Source organism: Nonomuraea zeae (genome assembly GCF_005889725.1).
GTDB classification, from domain to species: Bacteria; Actinomycetota; Actinomycetes; order Streptosporangiales; family Streptosporangiaceae; genus Nonomuraea; species Nonomuraea zeae.
This window is the reverse complement of the sequence record NZ_VCKX01000112.1, coordinates 1-18880: the sequence shown is the minus strand read 5'-3', so window position 1 is coordinate 18880 and position 18880 is coordinate 1. Positions and strand designations below refer to the sequence as shown.

Below are 18880 nucleotides of genomic sequence, written 5' to 3'. Positions count from 1 at the left end.
AACGATCAAGGAGACTGACATGTCCTACGGCGTCCACTCAGAGGTCGGCACGCTGCGCAAGGTCATCGTGCACCGGCCGGAGCTGAGCATGAAGCGGCTCACGCCCGAAAACCGCGACCACCTGCTGTTCGACGACATCCTCTGGGTCGACCAGGCCCAGCGCGAGCACGACGAGTTCGTGGCCGTGCTCCGCGAGCGCGGCGTCGAGGTCTTCTACCACCAGCAGCTGCTCGCCGAGGCGCTGGACAACGGTTTCGAGGCCAAGCAGCACGCCATCGAAGCGGCCGTCACCCATCTGACCGTGGGCCCGGCGCTGGTCGACGCCGTGCGCGAGACGCTCGCCGGGTGGAGCGGCGAGAAGCTCGCCACCCACCTCATCGGCGGCCTGACCAAGCAGGAGTACGGGACGTCCGCCCTGGACGACCGCTCGCTGGTGGCCGCCTCGGCCGACCCCGGCGGGTTCGTCCTGCCGCCCCTGCCCAACACGCTCTACCAGCGCGACCCGTCGGCCTGGTTGTACGGCGGCGTCTCGCTCAACCCGATGTTCTACCATGCCCGCCTGCTGGAGACCATGAACCAGTCGACGATCTACCACCACCACCCGATGTTCGCCCACGAGGACTTCGCCTACTGGTACCCGGCCGCCGGCGACGACGGGCGCTTCAACGAGGAGGACTACGGCACCTCCGCGATGGAGGGCGGCGACATGATGCCCATCGGGAACGGCGCGGTCGCCATCGGCCTGTCCGAGCGCACCAATCCGCGCACCGTCGAGCACGTCGCGCTGTCGCTGTTCGCGGCCGGCGCCGCGCAGCGCGTCATCGCCGTGGACATCCCGAAGCAGCGCTCCTGGATGCACCTCGACACCGTCTTCACCCTGCTGGACGCCGACAAGGCCACGGCCCACCCGCCGTTCCTGGAGACCGCCCGCACCTGGTCGCTGCGTCCCGGCGACAAGCCCGGCACGCTGGAGGTCCGCCAGGACGCCGACTTCATCGGCGCGGTGGAGGAGGCGCTCGGCCTGAGCCGGCTGGAGGTCATCCCGACCGGCGGCGACGACTTCCAGCAGGCCCGCGAGCAGTGGGACTCCGGCAACAACTTCTTCGCCGTGTCGCCCGGCGTGGTCATCGGCTACCACAAGAACCAGTTCACCAACCGCAAGCTGCGTGACCACGGCGTCGAGGTGATCGAGATCGAAGGCTTCGAGCTGGGCAAGGGCCGCGGCGGCGCGCACTGCATGACCTGCCCCATCCAGCGCGACGCCGTCTGACTCCGCTGACCGGCTACCGCAGCCGTACCGGACCGAACAGGCCGGTGCTGCGCTGGCCGGGGAAGACGAAGTGCGTGGGGCTGATCTCGTCCATGTACGGCCCCAGCGTCCCGAGCACCAGGATCTCGAGCACGTTGTCGCCTTCGTCCAGCTCGACGTCGAACGTGTACGGCGAGCACACCCGCACGCCGCACGGCCGCCCGTTCACCGTCGCCTCCGCGGTGCCCCTGACCCGGCCCAGGTCCAGCAGGGCGGATCCGGCGGCGGCCGTGACGGTGGTGCGGTAGCGCACGCCGCCGCTGTACCCGGCCAGGCCCTGTTCCTCCCAGTCGCCGAGCCGCATCCGGCCGGGCCCGCAGGTGAACCGGACGGGCCCGTCGAACGCGGCTCCTCCCTGCGCGCCGGGCACCGTGGCCACGTGCAGCTCAACGGGGCCGCCGTCGAGCCGGCCGCGCACCTCGACGGGGCCCGCGGCGCTCACCTCGACCGCGGTCGCGCCGGGCGGCGGATCCACCAGGAACACCTCGGTCCGCACCCCAGCGTCCGGCACGGCGTCCGCCCTGTTGTCCGGCGCTGGGTCCGATGCCGCGCCCGGCGCTGGGTCCGATGCTGGGTCCGGCGCTGGGTCCGGCGCTGGGTCCGGCGCTGGGTCCGGCGCGGCGAAGGTGGCCGGCAGGGCGGTGGGGCGGCCGTCGAGCCAGCCTGCCTCCGGCAGCGGGTGCGGGCGGGGCCGCAGGTAGAGCGCGGCGGGGTCGCCGTGCTGGCGGCGGCGCACCTCGGGCGGGCGCGACGCCGTGCCCTCCCCCTGCACCCAGCCGGGCCCTGACACGGCCAGGCCGTCCACCAGGACCCAGCCGCCGGACTCGATCCTGATCGTGTTGCCGCCCGCGCGCAGCAGGTGGGAAACGTCGTAGCGGCGCACCCGGGGGATGTCGGCCTCGGCGTAGGGGTCGAAGCCGCCCTGCCGGCCCACTTCCAGGCCGTTGACCAGCACCCGGCACGACGCCGTGGAGGCCACCTGCAGCACGTCATGCGGGCCGGCCGCGGCGTGCACGGTGGTCTCCAGCGGCGTGCCGCCGATCCACTCGGGCCGGACCGCGTCGGCGGGATCGGCGACCAGGCAGGCGTACGCCCGCAGGTCGAGCTCCTCGTCGGGCACCAGCAGCAGCTCCAGCAGGTGCCGGCCGGGCTCGACGGGCGTCCGCGTGACGGCGGCGTACCCGGCGTCGTCGAGCGGCAGCTCCACGCCGTCGAGCCACAGGGTCTTGGCGGCTCCAGCGCCCACGGCGAGCCAGGCCGCCGGGCCCGGCGGCACGGTGAGCAGGGTGCGGAAGCGGGCCTCGGAGCCCGCCCCGGCCCGGCCGAACGCCAGGAACTCCATCGGGACGTGCCCCTTCGGGCCGAGCGTGTCCCGGTGCACGGGATCCTTGCGCAGCCCGCGGGAGGCCGACCACACCGAGGGCGTCCAGGGGCCGTCGCCGACCCGCTGCTCCCCTCGTGGCCCGAACGTCACGTCCACCGGCTCGCCGTCCGGCGTGCGCAGCGTCCAGCACTCGACAGCCACGCCCGCACCGGCGCCAGAGCCAATGCCTGCACCGACGCCTGCACCGGCGTCCGAGCCGGTGTCTGCACCGACGCCTGAGCCGGTGCCTGCGCCGAAGTCGGCCCAGGTGTCGTCCAGGGTCGGGACCAGCTCGACGTCCCACTCGTCCCCGAGGTCGATTTCCACCGGGTACGGGGTCCGCGGCGGTGCCGGCTCGGCGTGCGTACCGTCGAACACCAGCAGCGCGGCCGGCCCGTCGTCGAACGGCACCACGACCTCCACGTCGTCCCCGTGGCGCGTGTGCGGCAGCGGGCGCGGCTCGCCCCCGTCGAAGAGGCGGGCCAGCAGCGGGGTGCCCGAGACCCCCCGGACGGTGATCCGCATGTCGCGGGCGTACCTGGCGGGGTCGAAGTCGATGACGGCGTCCAGCCAGCCGAGGTCCACGCCGCGCTCGCCGGGCCGTCCCACGCTGATCCTGCTGGCCATGGGGGCCGCGGCCGTCAGGAACACCAGCGTGCTGTCCCCCGCCTCGCGCACCAGCGCGGGCACCGGCGCCTCGACCCGGCGGGGCAGCCCGGCCAGCGCCTCGCCCAGACCGGCGGCGGACTCGGCGTAGCGGATCCGCCCCGCGTCGGCGCAGGCGCGCAGGGCGTCGGGGACGGCGCCGACGGCGACGAGCAGCCCGCCGGCGGCGGCGAACTCGCCCAGCCGGGCGGCGAGGTCCTCATCGAGCTCCGTGACGGCGGGCAGGATGATCGCGCGGTAGGCCTCGGTGGACACGGCCAGCCGCCCGTCGTCCACGCTCGCGCGCCGCACCGAGTCCTCGTCGATCACGTCGGCGTCGAGGCAGAGCCGGTCGAGCACGCCGGGCTCGGTGGCGAACCACGCCATGTCGCCGACGATCTCCCGATAGACCCGCTGCGCCCGCGCGGCCGACGCGGAAACCCCATCCGGCCCCGCATCCACCGACGTGCCAGCCCCGTCCAGCGCCGTTTCCCCGGACGCGGCAGCCCCGTCCGGCGCCGGGCCTGCGGGCGTGGCGGTCCCGTCCAGGCTCGTGCCCGCCTGGGCGGTGGCCGTGGGGAGCAGGACCGCGACGTCGCAGGCGTGCCGGCCCTGCGAGAGGGCGGCGCACAGCCGGGTGACGGCGTCGGCGAAGACGCGGTGGTGCCGCCAGTACGGCTGGCGCCAGTCGGTGGACGGCGGCGCCCACTCCCACCAGCCGCGCCGGGTGGTGTAGTAGACCGCGTGCGGGTTGTACAGGGTGGCTCCGGCCCGCAGCCAGGGCAGCAGCCAGTCGAAGGTCTCCTCCAGGGTGCCGCCCCAGCCGCTGGAGTGGAACGCCTCGATCCAGGTGCGCGGCCGGCCGTACAGGTGGGCGAGCGAGGAGTGCAGGCGGGCGTCGCCGTGATGGTCGGAGCCGGGCGCGCTGAACCACCGGTGCGTGCTCGTGTAGTCGGCGTAGAGCTGCACGCCCTCCACCGGGTGCCCGGCGCGGGCGGGGTCCTGCTGGTCGCAGCCGTTCAGCAGGCCGTGGCGCTCGTGCCAGCGCGCCAGGGGCCGGAAGAACGCCTCTTCGGCCAGCTCGGCCCTGGTCCGCTGGTACGCCTGCCAGTCCGGGTCACCGAGCGTGAACGGCGCCCCGCGCCGGGCCAGGTGCTCCTCGGCGAAGCGGGCCGACCAGGTGGGCAGGGTCGGCAGCTCGTCCTGGAACGACCCGGCGATGACCCGGCCGAACCAGTGCCCCACCCGCCGCTCGAACTCGCCGTGGACCCGGTCGAGCAGCACCGCGCACGCCTCGGGCGACAGGTAGTCGAAGCCCCGCAGCGACACGGACCCGTCGGGGGCCAGCCACTGCCCGGCGAACTCCGGGCGCTCGACCACCAGGCGGGCCTGCAGGTCGGCGCCGGAGAAGCCGAGCTGGTCGTAGAACCACAGGTACGCGCCCAGCTCGTGGGCGTCGGCGCACACCCCGTCGAGCAACTCCCACCACGCCTCCGACAGGAACGGCGGGTCGTCGGCGTCGGCCCCGAACGTCGGGCCCGAGGGCGCCAGGTTCAGGATGACGAGGTTGCGTACTCCCCCGGCCACCAGGCGTTCCATCTGCCAGCGCAGCCGGTCCGCGCGCAGCGGATCGCCGCTCCACCACCAGATGGCCGCCGGGGAGTACTCGCGGGGCGGCTCCTTGAGCAGCTCGAAGACGTTCATCCCTTGAGCCCGCTCGAGAAGCCCTTGATGACGTACCGCTGCAGCGCCAGGAAGACCAGCACGATCGGCAGCGCGCCGAGCACCAGGCCGGCGAAGACGAGGCCGTGCTGGGAGACGTACTGGCCGACGTAGGCGAACACGCTGACCGGGACCGTCTCGAAGCCGGAGCCGCCGAGGTAGATGAGCGGGGTGAAGAAGTCGTTCCAGATGAAGACGGCGTTCAGGATCAGCACGGTGCCGGTGATGGGCCGCAGCAGCGGGAAGACGACGCGGGTGAACGCCACCAGGTGCGAGGCGCCGTCGATCTGGGCGGCGCTGGCGTAGTCGCGGGGCAGCGCCCTGATGAAGCCGGTGTAGAGGAAGACGGTGAACGGGAGCTGGATGCCGGTGTAGAAGAGGATCATCCCGGCGTGCGTGCCGATCAGCCCGAGGTCGGTCACGAGCTGGTAGAGCGGGATCATGCCGAGCTGGAACGGCAGCACGATGCCCAGCAGGAAGAGGACGTACAGCCCGTACCCGAGGCGGGTCTGCACCCGGGCCAGGAAGTAGGCGGCGAACGAGCCGAGCGCGATGAGCGCGACCAGGCTGACCGCGGTGATCACCGTGCTGTTCACCAGGGACGGGCCGAGCGCCGCCGCCCCCCACGCGCTGCCGAAGTTGTCGAGCGTGGGCGGGTTCGGCAGGGCCAGCGGCGACTGGGAGATCTGCGCGGGGTCTTTCAGCGCCAGAGAGATCAGGGTGTAGACGGGGAACATGAACGCCACCGCCACCAGGATCATGACGATTTCCAGCAGGAAGGTCCTTCTCACGCGGTCACCTCCCGGCTGCGCAGGTAGTAGACCTGGACGAGGGACACGGCGGCCACGAACAGGGCGAGCACCAGGGCGATCGCCGTGCTGTAGCCGAACTTGCCGAACACGAACGCCTGCTTGTACAGCACCGTGGACAGGGTCTCCGTCGCGTAGCCCGGCCCGCCGTTCGTGGCGGCGAAGACCTGGTCGAAGAGCTTGAGTCCGCCGATCGTGGACAGCATCAGGTTGATGGTCACGGCCGGGGCGAGCAGCGGCCAGGTGACGTAGCGGAAGCGCTGCCAGGTGCCCGCGCCGTCGATCATGGCGGCCTCGTGCAGCTCCTTGGGCACGCCCTCCAGGCCGGCCAGGAAGATGACCATCGAGTAGCCGGCGTACTGCCACACGACCATGCCGGCGATCGACCACAGGGCCACCGACGGGTCGCCCAGCCAGTCCACCTCCAGGCCGAGCAGCCCGTTCAGACCGGCGGACGGGTCGGGGTTGTAGATGTACTTCCACAGGAACGCCACCATGACCGGGCTGACCACGACCGGCGCGAAGAAGACCACCCGGAGCAGTGCCCGGCTCTTCAGCTTCGCGTGCACGCCGAGCGCCAGCAGCAGGCCGACGCCGTTCTGGACGAGCACGATGGCCACGGTGAGCAGCAGCGTGTTGCCGATCGAGCCCATGGCCTGCTCGTCGCCCAGCAGCGTGCGGAAGTTGGCCAGGCCGACGAAGGACTTGTCCTGGCCGATTCCGCTCCAGTCCGTGAACGCGTAGAGCATGCCGCTGACCGCGGGATAGAGCACGACCAGCGCGTACACCACGAGAGCGGGCGCGGCGAACAGCCAGGGCGGCGCGGAGGCGTTGAAACGCCTCCGCGCGGCGCGGGCCTGCCGGGGACGGAATGCGGTCAGGGGGGTCACTTCTGGTACGCCTCGTCCATCTTCTTCAGGGCCTCGTCGATCGTGGACGTGCCGGCCAGCAGCTCCTGGATCACCGCGAGGTGCACCGGCTGCACCTCGGCGTTGGGCCACTTCTGGTCCATGAACGGCACGGCACGGTCCTTGGTGAACGGCAGGAACGACTGCACGGCCGGGTCGATCGACGACGAGGCGTCCTGCGTGAGCGGGATGGCGGCGATGGCCTTGGCCCAGGAGTTGATGCTCTCCTGCTTGCCGAGGAACTCGATGAACGCCTTGGCCTCCTCGGCGTTCTTGCCCTTGGCGCTGGCGCCGAGGCCGACGACCACGCCGGCCGGGATCCACACCGACGCGGCGTCGTCGGCGCCGGGCACGGGGAACATCGACAGGTCGTCGGGCGAGGAGGCGGCCTTGCGGAAGTCCGGCAGGACGGCCGACACCTGGATGGCCATCGCGGCCTTGCCGGTGGCCACCATCGAGGTCTGCTGCTCGAACGTGGTGCCGTTCGGCTTGTCGTTGAAGAAGCCGCGCTTCTGCAGCTCCAGGTACATCTCCATGGCCTGGCGCCAGCCGGAGTCCGCGAAGCTGGCCTGCCCGGCGAGCTGCTTGTCGTCGAAGGTCGGGTCCTTGACGTAGACGGTCGAGGGCACCAGCGCGTACGTGATGAGCTGGGTGACCCACGGCGTCTGGGCGCCCAGTGCGATCGGCACGACGCCGGACTTCTTCAGCTTGTCGCAGACCGCGAGGAACTCGGTCCACGTGGTCGGCGGCGCGTCGATGCCCGCCTTCTCGAAGATCTTCTTGTTGTAGATCGCGCCGATGACCGTCGAGCCGGCCGAGTACATGTACGTCTTGCCGTCGAGCTGGTAGGCGGGCTTGAACCCGGCGGGGATCGTCTGGGTCCACGCCTGGGCCGACAGGTCGGCCAGCAGCCCGGCCTTGGCGATCTGGGACATCGACATCGCGCTCCCGTTGCCCGGGTAGACGACGTGCAGGTCAGGTGCGTTGCCGGCGCCCAGCTGGGTGCGGATGGAGGTCTGCACCTGGTCGGTGGGCGCGTACGAGGTGTTGAGGTGCACGGCCGGCTTGACCTTCTGGTAGGCGGCCACCAGCTCGTCCATCGGCGCCTTCTGGTCGGCCACGCCGATGAACTTCAGCTCGGTCGCCGTCTGGCCGCCGCCGGTCGTGGCGGTGGTCTCCGGCTTGGTCGAGCACGCGGTCGCGGCCGCGGCCACGGCCAGACCGCCCATCATGCGGAAGAACTGGCCACGGCTGACTCTGGCGTTGTGCAGCAGGTCGGACATGCTATGTCTCCTCGGTCCATGCACAAGATGTGGTCCCCCGAGAGAACATCTATGCGAACGTTTTAATCGGGGCCGTGTGAGGGTGGCTCCGAAGCAAGATTGTTAACTTAACACGCACGATTGTTAAAACTGGTGGATGCCGGGAGAGTATGAGTCGCCCAAGTTGGGTGTCAAGAGTAGGATCCGCAGCCGTTCGAGAGGGTGGAGACCCAGAGTGAATCCGCGGCAGCACACCTCCAGCAGGTCAGCGCGATGGCACGGCATGGCCGAGCACATCGTGCGCCAGGGTTCGGCGTCGGTGACGGAGCTCGCCGAGAGTTTCGGCGTCAGCGTGATGACCGTCCATCGCGACCTCGACGAGCTTGAGCGCCAGGGCATGGTGCGCAAGGTCCGCGGCGGCGCCACCGCCCAGGCCAGCAACGTGTGGGAGAGCAACATCGCCTACCGGCTCAAGGCGTACACGGCGGAGAAGGACGCGATCGCGCGGGTGGTCACGGGGCTGATCGAGCCGGGCAGCTCGGTCATGCTCGACGACTCGACGACGGCGCTGGCCGTGGCCCGCCAGCTCGGCGACCTGGCGCCGCTGACCGTGGTGACGAACTTCCTGGAGGCGATCAGGCTGCTCGCCGGCCATCCCGACATCAGGCTCATCGCGCTCGGCGGCGAATATCACGCCACGCATGACTCTTTTCTCGGACTGGGCTGTGTGGACGCGGTCGAGGCGGTCAGCACGGACGTGGTCGTGGTCTCCACCTCGGCCATCTCGGAGACGTACGCGTTCCACCAGGAGCAGGAGATCGTGCTGGTCAAGCGGGCGATGCTGCGGGCCGGCGCCCGGCGGATCCTGGCCGTGGACGGGTCCAAACTGGCCAGGGTGGCGCTGCACCGGGTGGCCCCGCTGGCCGACTTCGACGTCGTCGTGGTCGACGCGAACGCCCCCGCGGATCTGCTCCAGCGGCTCCGAGACCACCACGCGCAGGTTCAGGTGGCCGAGATGTAACGCGCGGAGCTGTTATTTGTAACTTGCATCTTGTTAAGAGTCTGCCTGCTTGCTAGAAAGTGAGGGCTTTCGCCCCCCAGCTTAGGAAGCAGCATGCATCGTCCTACCCGGCGCTCGTTCCTCGGGCTCGGCAGTACCGCACTCGCTGTGGCCTTCACGACCGGCCTGGCGGATCCATGGACCGCGCACGCCGAGGTGAAGGGCGACTATCCCTTCCAGCTCGGCGTCGCCTCCGGCGATCCGCTGCCCGATCGGGTCATCCTCTGGACGCGGCTGGCGGTCAAGCCGCTGGAGCCACTCGGCGGGCTCCCGTACAACAAGATCAAGGTCGATTGGGAGATCGCCGAGGACGAGGCCTTCACGCGCCGCGCCGGGCACGGCTCGGCCTGGGCCACCCCCGAGTACGGCCACTCGGTGCACGTGGACGCGAAGGGCCTGCGGCCGGGCCGCGAGTACTTCTACCGGTTCAGGACGGGCGGCCAGATCAGCCCGGTCGGCCGGACCAAGACCGCGCCCGCCTACGGGAGCAGCCCTGAGGCGCTGCGGCTGGCCTTCGCCTCGTGCGCGTCGTGGCAGGACGGCTACTACAGCGCCTACCGCCACCTCGCCGACGAGAACCCCGACGTGGTCTTCCACCTCGGGGACTACATCTACGAGTACGGCATCGTCCCGACCGGCGGCAACCGGAACACGCCGGTGCCCGAGCAGTTCCGGGTGCAGTGCGACACCCTCGACCGCTACCGCGTCCAGTACGGCCTCTACAAGAGCGACCCCGACCTGCAGGCCGCGCACCACCGTGCGCCGTGGATCGTCACCTGGGACGACCACGAGGTGCTGGACAACTGGGCCGGCCCGTACGGCCCCGGCGGCGAGGTGAGCGAGCAGGACTACCTGGTCATCCGGGCCAACGCCTTCCGCGCCTTCTGGGAGAACATGCCCGTCAGGGTGCCCGCCGTGCAGGGCCCGGACGCGCGCATCTACCGCAGGTTCACCTTCGGGGACCTGGCCGAGTTCAACGTGCTCGACACCCGCCAATACCGCGACGACCAGGTCTGCGGCGACGGGCAGCAGGTGGACTGCGCCGACCGCCTCGACCCCGCCCGGCAGATGCTCGGCGCCGAGCAGGAGAAGTGGCTGCTCGACGGCCTGGACGCCACCCGCGCCAAGTGGAACGTGCTGGCCCAGCAGGTCGCCATGATCCAGCTCGACTACGACCAGGGACCGGCCCAGCGGCTCAGCATGGACCTCTGGGACGGCTACAAGGCCGCCAAGGACCGCGTGCTCAACGGCATGGTCGAGCGCGAGGTGAGCAACCCCGTGGTGCTCACCGGCGACATCCACTACAACCTGGCCGGCGAGCTCAAGGCGAACTTCGACGACCCCGCCTCGCGCGCGGTCGGCGTCGAGTTCGTCGGCACGTCCGTCAGCAGCGGCGGCAACGGCAACGCGAACACGGGCCTGCCGCCCGGCGGCAGCGACCCGGCCAACCCGCACCTGAGGTTCTCCAGCTACCAGCGCGGCTACGTCTCCTGCGAGGTCACCCGCAGCCAGTGGCGCGCCGACTTCAAGGTGGTCCCGTACGTGGACCGCCCCGGCGCCCCGGTCTCCACCAGGGCCAGCCTGGTCACCCTCGACGGCGCCCCCGGCCTGCACGCGCTCTAGGAAGGAACGATCATGCGTCACCTCACCACAGCGCTCGCACTCGCCGCCGCCACCGTGCTCACCACCACCGCCGCGGCCTGGGACCCCGAGCCGGCTCCCCCGTCGTCGGTGTCCGTCAAGGTCAAGCCGGGCACGTCCAAGGGCACGGGCACGCTCACCCCGATCGCGGGCGCCGACCGGCTGCTCGCCCCGCTCGGCGTGGACCCCGCCTGCCCCGCCAAGATCGAGATCGGCCTGCGCAGCGACGCGAAGAAGCCTCTCTACGCCACCATGCAGGTGGAGCTCGACCCGCCGCTGACCGCCTCCCGCTCCATGCTGACCAGCTACCTGCCGCCCGGCTACGAGCTGGGCGCGAAGCTGCTGGTCGCCGTCCCGCCGGGCACCGCCGAAGGCGAGTACGGCCTGCGCCTGCGCACCCCGTCCAAGACGCTGTCCGTGCCGGTCGAGGTCGTCCCCGTGGACCGGCTCGACAACGGCGGCAACCTCGCGCTGCGCCGTCCGGTCACCGCCTCGTCCCAGCACGTCAACGCCAACTACCCGGCCTGCAGCATCGTCGACGGCGACCGCTCGTCCAACGGCTGGGCCGGCGGCAACGGCTGGAACGACGCGACGAGCCGGACCTGGCCGGACACCGTGGCCGTCGCGCTCGGCTCGGCCCGGCAGATCTCGCGGGTGGACCTGTACACGCTGGACACCGAGCGCTATCCCGCCGCGTCGGTCGGGCTGCGCGACTGGGACGTCCAGGCGCAGGTCGGCGGCCAGTGGCAGACGGTCGCGCAGGTACGCGGGAACACCGCGGGCAGCGTGCGCTCCGACTTCGCGCCCGTGAGCGCGGACGCGGTCCGCATCGTCGCCCTGGCCTCGAACGGTGCGAACGACTACACCCGCATCATCGAGGTCGAAGTTCGCTGATGGAAGGAAGACCCGGATGAGCACGTTCACTCGCAGCACACCGCCTCGTGTCAAGGTGGGGCTGGTGGCCGGGGGGCTGGGGGCCTACTGGCCGCAGTTCCCCGACCTGCTCCCCCAGCTCCAGCGCTCGGCCGAGCGCGTCTCGGAGCGGATGCGGGACCTGGACGCGGAGATCGTGGACGTCGGGTTCATCTCCGACGCCCAGGAGGGCGCGGTCGCGGCCGAGAAGCTGCGTGCCGCGGGCTGCGACCTCATCGTCGGGTTCCTCACGACGTACATGACCGCCACCATGCTCGTGCCGATCGCGCAGCGCAGCGGCGCGCCGGTGCTGCTGATCAACCTGCAGCCGACCGAGTCGATGGACCACGCCACCTTCGACACCGGCCAGTGGCTGGCCTACTGCGGCGCCTGCCCGCTGCCCGAGATGGCCAACGCGTTCACGCGGCTCGGCATCCCGTTCCGCTCGGTGTCGGGCTATCTGGAGGACGAGCGGGCGTGGGCGAAGATCGGCCGGTGGGTGCGGGCGGCGGGCGTGCGCGCCGCGCTGCGCCGGGGCCGGCACGGGCTGATGGGCCACCTGTATCCGGGCATGCTGGACGTGGCCACCGACCTCACGCTGGTGTCGGCGAACTTCGGCGGGCACGTCGAGGTGCTGGAGTTCGACGACCTGCGGGTGCGCGTGGAGAAGGTCACCGACGCCGAGACCGGCGACCGGATCGCGCTGGCCCGCGAGGTGTTCGAGCTGGCCGACTCGGTGAACGAGGAGGACCTGGCCTGGGCGGCCCGCGTGTCGGTCGGGCTGGACCGGCTGGCCGAGGAGTTCGAGCTGGACAGCCTGGCGTACTACCACCGGGGGCTGGACGGCGAGATCCACGAGCGGCTGGGCGCGGGCATGATCCTCGGCGCGTCGCTGCTGACCGCCCGGGGCATCCCGGCCGCCGGCGAGTACGAGCTGCGCACCAGCCTGGCCATGCTCATCATGGACCGCCTCGGCGCGGGCGGCTCCTTCACCGAGTTGCAGGCGCTCGACTTCCACCGCGGCCACGTCGAGATGGGCCACGACGGCCCGGCCCACCTGGCCATCAGCGCCCGCAAGCCCCTCCTGCGCGGGCTCGGCGTCTACCACGGCAAGCGCGGCTGGGGCGTGTCGGTCGAGTTCGACGTGAAGCCCGGTCCCGTGACCGCGTTCGGGCTGCGGCAGGCCAGGGACGGCGGCTACGGGTTCGTCGTCTCGGAGGGCGAGGTCGTGGAGGGGCCGCTGCTGCAGATCGGCAACACCACGTCCAGGGTGGACTTCGGCTGCGACCCGGGAGAGTGGACCGACGCCTGGAGCGCCAGCGGCATCTCGCACCACTGGGCGCTCGGCACCGGCCGGCGCGCGGCCGACCTGCGGGCGACGGCCGACCTCCTCGGGATCGAGCTGACGCACGTCCAGCCGGAGCCTTCGGCTGACTAGAGCGGGGTGGAGCAGGTGCCGCGGGCCACGAAGGCGAGACCGTCGTACTCCTCGGCGAGGACCGTGGTCATGAAGGCGAGCTTGTAGGTGAAGGCGCCCGCCACCGCGCCGTAGCTCCGCATGTGGTGGCGGCTGCCGAGCCACTCGCGCACGGCCTCGGAGCGCGGGCCGCCGCGCAGGTCCACCACGTGGTCGCCGGCCCGGGCGGCGGCCAGGTGCGTCTCGATCGCCGCCGGGGTGGTGGCGGCGGGCACCCGGTGCCTGGCCGGCGGCCTGCGGATGCTGATCCGGCCGAAGCGCTTGCGGCGGGCCCGGAACTCGCCCTGCCCGAACAGCAGGCCGAGCGCGTAGTAGGCGGCCCCGTGCCGGCGGGCCAGGTGCTGCCCCATGGGGATGACGCCCGCGCGCTGCCCGGCCTGCGGCGGGATGGCGGCGCGGCTCTTCGCCACGTGGCCGTTGTGCGCCCACACGGCGACCTTCGCCTCGGGATCCCGCAGGAGGAGGTCCACGTTGTCGGCGAGGTAGGCGTCTCGCGCGGCGGAGATGGTCCGCTCGGGGTCGTGGTGCTGGTACGGCCTTCCGGCCAGATCGGCGCTCTGCCGCAGGATCCGGGCGTGCCAGCGGGCCTGGTCCACGCGCTCGGCGGCGTACCGGCCGGCCGGCTCGTCACCGGCCAGGAAGTCCTCCAGGCGGCGGGCCGCGTCGAGGCCGCCCGCCACCGGCCGGTCGAGGCCCAGGCGGAAGCCGTCGAGCGGGGCGAGCGGGCCGGTGAGCTCCGCGGCGCGGCCCGGCGCCGCCTCCTGGAGGAAGGCGCGCACCTCGCGCAGCGAGCCGGCGGCGTGCTGCGGGTCGATGCCCGCGAACCGCACCTTGCCCGGCTCCGGCGCCGTCCGGTTGTGCTCGCGCAGCCACTCGACGACCGCCAGCATCTCGGCGGTGTGCCAGGTCCAGAAGCCCAGTCCGGCCAGCGCCGCCGCGGCCTGCCCCGTGCCGTGGGAGACGTAGTCGTTCAGCACCCGCGCCGCCGAGGCGCTGGCCTCCATCGCCAGGGTGGTGAAGCCGAGCCGGCCGACGAGGAACTCCAGCAAGCGGTGCTTGAGCAGGAAGAACTCCCTGGTGCCGTGGGTGGACTCGCCCAGCCCCGCCACCCGGACCCCGGCCAGCACCTCCGCCAGCGGCTCCAGGTCGCCGGTGGGCGTGCCCGGCGTCAGGCCGCTCAGCGCCACCGCCCGCCCGGCGAGCCACTCCCCGACTTCCCCTGCCGCCACAGCGCTCCTCCCGCGTCGATCTCTGTCCTACCACTTCAGGGCGCGGCCGAGCGCCTGGCGGGATGGGCGGCGGCCGCTCGGCGGTCAAATGTTGCACCACGCTACGGCCGGCGCGTTTTGGACAACATGCGCGGTCAGGCTCCTGGACTGCATCGCCGGGCTCGGCGTGGTCGTCCTGGACCCGGCCAGCCCGACCGGTCTGAGCTGCCGGTACGGCACCTACAACGGCGGCCCCGTGGGCGGCGTCTAGCACGGCCGGACGTCTCCCCGCCCGGGCCCTGTGGCAGCCGGCCTTCACACACGCCGGGAACGGGACGTACACTTCGTAAAGTACGTACTTGACGTCTTAATGCGAAGTTGGCGCAAGTGAACCTTCCGGAGATCGAGTTCGTCGATCGCATGGGGCTGATCATGGAGCGTCTGGGCGGGACGCGCACGATGGGCCGCCTGTACGCGTGGCTCATGGTCTGCGACCCGCCCGACCAGTCCCTCACCGAGCTGGCGACGGAGCTGGGCGTGAGCAAGACCGCGGTCAGCACGGTCGCCAGGCAGCTGGAGCTGAGCGGGATGGCCGAACGCGTCCCCTCCTCCACGCGGGAGCACCGCTACCGGGTGGTCGCCGGCGGGTGGGCCCAGATCATGCGGGTCCAGTTCGCCATACTCAAGCAGAGCCTCGACACGCTCGACTTCGGGCTGTCGATCCTCGGCGACGACCGGCCCGGCCAGCGCAGCCGGCTGGAGGACACCCGGGAGTTCTTCGCCTTCATCCTGCAGGACTCGGACGAGATGTTCGAGCGCTGGAAGGAGTACCGCGAGAAGACGTCCTGACGTACATCAGCAGAGGGATCTTCAACCAAGGAGAGGCGATGTCAGACATCGTCGAGCGGTACGACATCCCCAAACAGCACTTCTGGCTGCACGGGCCCCGATCGGGCCCCCCGGTCGAGTTCGACGCCGCCAGCGGGCTGTGGAACGTCTACGGTTACCCGGAGCTGCACGAGGTCCTCGGCGACCCCGCGACGTACTCCTCCGACACCATGCGCGTGGTCCCCAAGGAGATGATGCCCAGCGGGGACGACTTCTCGCTGCAGGGCTTCATCACGCAGATCGACCCGCCGGAGCACGGCAAGCTGCGCAAGCTGGTCAGCAGCGCCTTCACCCGCAAGGTCGTGGCGGATCTCGAGCCGAGGATCGCCGAGCTCACCAACGAGCTGATCGACGCGGCGCGCGAGCGCGGCCGGTTCGAGCTCGTGAGCGATCTGGCCTACCCGCTGCCGGTCATCGTCATCGCCGAGCTGCTCGGGGTGCCCAGCAGCGATCGCGCCCTGTTCAAGCGGTGGGCCGACGCGCTGTTCCAGCGTGACGCGGAGGTCTCGCTCAACCGGTCCGCCGAGGAGCGCATCGCGGAGCTCGAGGCCACGATGAAACCGTGGAAGGAGATGTCCGCCTACCTCGCCGGCCACGCCGCCGAACGCCGGCGACAGCCGCGCGCCGACCTGCTCACCAGGCTGGTGGAGGCCGAGGTGGACGGCGAGCGCCTGCCGGACGAGCAGGTGGTCAACTTCGCGATCCTGCTCCTGCTCGCGGGGCACATCACCACGACGATGCTGCTCGGCAACACGGTGCTGTGCCTGGACGCCTTCCCCGAGCAGCAGGACGCGGTACGCGCCGACCGCTCCTCGATCCCGGCCGTCATCGAGGAGTCCATCCGCTTCCTGACCCCGTTCGCCGTCCTGGGCCGCGCCACCACCCGGGAGGCCGAGCTCGGCGGGGTGACGATCCCGGCCGACAAGATGGTCATGATCTGGCTGGCGGCCGCGAACCGGGATCCGCGCCAGTTCGCCCACCCCGACGTCTTCGACCCCCACCGCGACCCCAACCCGCACCTGGGCTTCGGCCGCGGCATCCACTTCTGCCTGGGCGCGCCGCTGGCCCGGCTGGAGGGGCGGGTCGCGCTGGACATCCTGCTCGACCGGTTCGGCACCCTGCGTACCGACCCGGACGACCCGGTGCAGCTCAACTCCACGCCGTCGTTGACAGGAGTGCGCCGCCTGCCGCTCCTGCCGGGGTGACACCGCCCGGCCGGCGTGATCACAGATTCGCGACGTCGCACCTCCGCCGCGAACGGACATGTCCCGCAGGAGGTCTAAGGGATATGTGCGCCGACTGACACTCTTCGCCCTGGCCTCCCTGCTCTCGCTCGCCGCCTGCGCCGCCGACCCGGCCCGCCAGGATGCGCGAGAGCAGGCCGGCCAGGTCGGCGAGTCGCTGAAAGGCGTCGACCCGTGGATTTCCGAAGACGTCGGCCACCTCCTCACGCAGGACACGAACCTCGCGGTTTTCGTCGCCTCCGGCGGTGGTGTTCCTGTGCTTCGACGTGGAGGCGACCTATCGTGCGAAACTGGACCGGTCAAGGGCGGGCATCAGGGACCGGCACGTCTCCGTCACCGAGGTCGGCTGCCCCCAGGGCCGGCCCCGCAGCTTCCCCGCGCCCGCCACGCTGCCGGACCGGACCAGTGCGTGGCTGAAGGAGCAGCTGCCCACGACCTTCGATCTAGACGCGGCCCGCCAGGCGGCAACGACTACGGCATCGACCTGCTCAAGCTCCACCTGGACCACGACCACTGACCCGCCACGGCTACCAGGTGACGGGCAGCTCGTAGACGCCGTAGACCTGGCCGTCGTGCTTGAACGGGATCCGCTCCAGCTCCGTGGCCAGGCGCAGCGTGGGGATGCGCTTGTAGAGGGTGCTGTAGGCGACCTGCAGCTCCATCCGGGCCAGCGGCTGGCCGAGGCACTGGTGGACGCCGAAGCCGAAGGCCACGTGGCGGCGGGCGTCGCGGCGGATGTCCAGCTCGTCGGGGTCGGGGAAGGTCTCGGGGTCACGGTTGGCGATGTCGTTGGGCATGATGATGCCCTCGCCGGCCTTGATGACCTGGCCGGCGATCTCGATGTCCGCGAGGGCGACCCGGCGGCGTCCGCTGTGGGTGATGTTGAGGTAGCGCAGCAGCTCCTCCACCGCACCCGCGACCAGCGCGGGGTCGTCGGTGTCGCGTAGCAGGGCGAGCTGGCCGGGGTTCTGCAGCAGGGCGAGGGTGCCCAGGGCGATCATGTTGGCGGTGGTCTCGTGCCCGGCGATCAGCAGCAGCACGCCCATCCGCGCCGCCCCCTCGCGGGTCAGCTCCCCCGTCTTGACCCGCTCGGCCACCTTGGACAGCAGGTCGTCCGCCGGGTTGGCGAGCTTCTCCCCCACCAGCTGGTCCAGGTATTCGGCCAGCCGGCCGCCGGCGGCGGCGCGATCCTCCGGAGTGGCGTCCCGCCTGATGATGATCTTGCTGTTCTCCTGGAAGAAGTCGTGGTCGGCGTACGGGACGCCGAGCAGCTCGCAGATCACCAGCGACGGCACCGGCAGCGCGAACGCCTCCACCAGGTCCACCGGCTTCGGCCCGGCGAGCAGGTCGTCGATCAGGTCGTCCACGATCTTCTGCACGGCCGGGCGCATGGCCTCCGTCCGCCTGACGGTGAACGGAGCCTGCACCATCCGGCGCAGGCGGTGGTGCTCGGGATCGTCCATCAGGATGAAGCTGACGACGTCGCCGCTGAAGCGGCCCTGGATCGGGTAGCCGGGGCGGGTGACGTCGGCGCTGACGCGGGGGTCGGCCAGCAGGGCCCGCTGCTCGTCGTAACGGGTCACCAGCCACGGGGTGGTGGCGTCCCACAGCCGCACCCTGGCCAGCGGGCCCTCCTTCTGCAGGGCGTGCAGGGCCGGCGGCGGGTCGAACGGGCAGCCCTTCGCCCTGGTGCCGGGGAACTGCGGGAGCGCGGCGGGATCGAGCGTCTCGGTCATGGGCTTACGTCCTTCCGGGAAATGGGTCTGCCTGCGGTCAGGTCCGGCTGCTCCGTCTCCGGAGTCACGGGTGCCGTCCACACCGCGACGATGGCGTCGATCAGGCCGGTCGCGGCGCCGTGCCAGGTGGCCCGCGGCGTCGGCCGGCCCTCGGCCAGCGCCTGTTCGCGATCGGCGCAGGCGTGCATCATCAGGTGGCTGGTCATGTCCTTGCGTTCGATCCGTACCGGCATCGGCAGGTCGGGCAGGCAGCGGTTGAGGCCGTCCAGGATCCGTACGAGCGCGGGCGAGGTGAGCGCTTCGTCGATCAGGATGTCGCGCATGGCCGGGTCGGTCATCACCTGGGCGGCGAAGCGGGCGAACCAGCTCGGCGTCTCCATGGCGGCCAGGTGCTCGGTGACCGGGCGGACCAGGCAGGCCACCCAGTCCCGCACGTCGGCCGAGCCCTCGGCCCGCGCCAGCATCCGGACGCGAACGCGCTCGATCTGCGCGGCGTGCTTGCGTGCGATGGCGCGCACCAGGTCGGCCTTGGTGCCGAAGTGGTAGCCGACCGCGGTGTTGTTGCCCTGGCCCGCGGCCTCGCTGACCTGGCGGTTGGAGACGGCGTACACGCCGTGCTCGGCGAACAGCCGCTCGGCGGCCGTCAGGATCTGCTCGCGGGTCGCGCCGGCCCGCACCCCCCGCCCGGTCATCGCC

General features: G+C 71.5%; 15 protein-coding genes. 8 read left to right on the top strand and 7 right to left on the bottom strand.

What is annotated here, in order from left to right; genetic code table 11:
* Positions 1-19: 19 nt before the first annotated feature.
* On the top strand, positions 20-1270 hold the full coding sequence (locus ETD85_RS31155; RefSeq protein ID WP_138693375.1) for an arginine deiminase: 1251 nt from the start codon (positions 20-22) through the stop codon (positions 1268-1270).
* Between the two features lie 13 nt (positions 1271-1283).
* On the opposite strand, the gene ETD85_RS66950 is transcribed toward ETD85_RS31155, so the two are convergent.
* The 4 genes from ETD85_RS66950 to ETD85_RS31135 are packed head-to-tail and all read right to left on the bottom strand — an operon-like array spanning position 1284 to position 8039.
* On the bottom strand, positions 1284-5021 hold the full coding sequence (locus ETD85_RS66950; protein WP_138693374.1) for a hypothetical protein: 3738 nt from the start codon (positions 5019-5021) through the stop codon (positions 1284-1286).
* A complete protein-coding gene (locus tag ETD85_RS31145) occupies positions 5018-5830 on the bottom strand; it encodes a carbohydrate ABC transporter permease (protein ID WP_240779549.1) in 813 nt (270 codons plus the stop codon). Before ETD85_RS31145 ends, ETD85_RS66950 begins: the two co-directional genes overlap by 4 nt.
* A complete protein-coding gene (locus ETD85_RS31140; protein ID WP_138693373.1) occupies positions 5827-6738 on the bottom strand; it encodes a carbohydrate ABC transporter permease in 912 nt (303 codons plus the stop codon). The genes ETD85_RS31145 and ETD85_RS31140 overlap by 4 nt, the downstream gene beginning before the upstream one ends.
* Complete coding sequence (locus ETD85_RS31135; RefSeq protein WP_138693372.1) at positions 6735-8039, bottom strand: extracellular solute-binding protein; 1305 nt, start codon at positions 8037-8039, stop codon at positions 6735-6737. Before ETD85_RS31135 ends, ETD85_RS31140 begins: the two co-directional genes overlap by 4 nt.
* 214 nt (positions 8040-8253) lie before the next feature.
* Here ETD85_RS31135 and ETD85_RS31130 point away from each other — a divergent pair, with 214 nt between their 5' ends.
* The 4 genes from ETD85_RS31130 to ETD85_RS31115 all read left to right on the top strand — a co-directional run bounded on the left by ETD85_RS31130 (position 8254) and on the right by ETD85_RS31115 (position 13069).
* Positions 8254-9039: a DeoR/GlpR family DNA-binding transcription regulator gene (locus tag ETD85_RS31130; RefSeq protein ID WP_240779548.1), complete on the top strand. Its 786-nt coding sequence runs from the start codon at positions 8254-8256 to the stop codon at positions 9037-9039.
* Between the two features lie 93 nt (positions 9040-9132).
* Entirely contained in the window at positions 9133-10701 is a 1569-nt protein-coding gene (locus ETD85_RS31125; RefSeq protein WP_138693371.1) for an alkaline phosphatase D family protein, read from the top strand.
* A 12-nt stretch (positions 10702-10713) separates the two neighbouring features.
* Positions 10714-11613 carry a discoidin domain-containing protein gene (locus ETD85_RS31120; protein ID WP_138693370.1) on the top strand — a complete coding sequence of 300 codons (900 nt, stop codon included), beginning with the start codon at positions 10714-10716 and terminating at the stop codon, positions 11611-11613.
* 16 nt (positions 11614-11629) lie between these two features.
* On the top strand, positions 11630-13069 hold the full coding sequence (locus ETD85_RS31115) for an L-fucose/L-arabinose isomerase family protein (RefSeq protein WP_138693369.1): 1440 nt from the start codon (positions 11630-11632) through the stop codon (positions 13067-13069).
* On the opposite strand, the gene ETD85_RS31110 is transcribed toward ETD85_RS31115, so the two are convergent.
* The gene (locus ETD85_RS31110; protein WP_206058774.1) at positions 13066-14337 is read right to left on the bottom strand and encodes an erythromycin esterase family protein; all 1272 of its coding nucleotides are present in this window, start codon (positions 14335-14337) and stop codon (positions 13066-13068) included. The two genes, ETD85_RS31115 and ETD85_RS31110, sit on opposite strands and share 4 nt — an antisense overlap.
* A gap of 88 nt (positions 14338-14425) precedes the next feature.
* Here ETD85_RS31110 and ETD85_RS63375 point away from each other — a divergent pair, with 88 nt between their 5' ends.
* The 3 genes from ETD85_RS63375 (at position 14426) to ETD85_RS31100 (ending at position 16409) form a co-directional block, all read left to right on the top strand.
* Positions 14426-14587, top strand: a complete 162-nt coding sequence (locus ETD85_RS63375) for a hypothetical protein (protein ID WP_170246926.1) — start codon at positions 14426-14428, stop codon at positions 14585-14587.
* Between the two features lie 116 nt (positions 14588-14703).
* Positions 14704-15165: a GbsR/MarR family transcriptional regulator gene (locus ETD85_RS31105; protein WP_138693368.1), complete on the top strand. Its 462-nt coding sequence runs from the start codon at positions 14704-14706 to the stop codon at positions 15163-15165.
* 38 nt (positions 15166-15203) lie between these two features.
* A complete protein-coding gene (locus tag ETD85_RS31100) occupies positions 15204-16409 on the top strand; it encodes a cytochrome P450 (RefSeq protein ID WP_138693367.1) in 1206 nt (401 codons plus the stop codon).
* Positions 16410-16975: 566 nt separating this feature from the next.
* Here the strand turns inward: ETD85_RS31100 and ETD85_RS31095 are convergent.
* A complete protein-coding gene (locus tag ETD85_RS31095) occupies positions 16976-18184 on the bottom strand; it encodes a cytochrome P450 (protein WP_138693366.1) in 1209 nt (402 codons plus the stop codon).
* Positions 18181-18876 (bottom strand): TetR/AcrR family transcriptional regulator, encoded by a 696-nt coding sequence (locus tag ETD85_RS31090; protein WP_138693387.1) that lies wholly within the window; start codon positions 18874-18876, stop codon positions 18181-18183. Before ETD85_RS31090 ends, ETD85_RS31095 begins: the two co-directional genes overlap by 4 nt.
* Between the last annotated feature and the right edge of the window lie 4 nt (positions 18877-18880).

Bases quoted from the DNA above. Each gene is read 5' to 3' on its own strand.
- ETD85_RS31135 (WP_138693372.1), bottom strand. From the start codon at position 8,039: ATGTCCGACCTGCTGCACAACGCCAGAGTCAGCCGTGGCCAGTTCTTC.
- ETD85_RS31155 (WP_138693375.1), top strand. From the start codon at position 20: ATGTCCTACGGCGTCCACTCAGAGGTCGGCACGCTGCGCAAGGTCATC.
- ETD85_RS31095 (WP_138693366.1), bottom strand. From the start codon at position 18,184: ATGACCGAGACGCTCGATCCCGCCGCGCTCCCGCAGTTCCCCGGCACC.
- ETD85_RS31115 (WP_138693369.1), top strand. From the start codon at position 11,630: ATGAGCACGTTCACTCGCAGCACACCGCCTCGTGTCAAGGTGGGGCTG.
- ETD85_RS31090 (WP_138693387.1), bottom strand. From the start codon at position 18,876: ATGACCGGGCGGGGGGTGCGGGCCGGCGCGACCCGCGAGCAGATCCTG.
- ETD85_RS63375 (WP_170246926.1), top strand. From the start codon at position 14,426: ATGTTGCACCACGCTACGGCCGGCGCGTTTTGGACAACATGCGCGGTC.
- ETD85_RS31120 (WP_138693370.1), top strand. From the start codon at position 10,714: ATGCGTCACCTCACCACAGCGCTCGCACTCGCCGCCGCCACCGTGCTC.
- ETD85_RS31100 (WP_138693367.1), top strand. From the start codon at position 15,204: ATGTCAGACATCGTCGAGCGGTACGACATCCCCAAACAGCACTTCTGG.
- ETD85_RS31125 (WP_138693371.1), top strand. From the start codon at position 9,133: ATGCATCGTCCTACCCGGCGCTCGTTCCTCGGGCTCGGCAGTACCGCA.
- ETD85_RS66950 (WP_138693374.1), bottom strand. From the start codon at position 5,021: ATGAACGTCTTCGAGCTGCTCAAGGAGCCGCCCCGCGAGTACTCCCCG.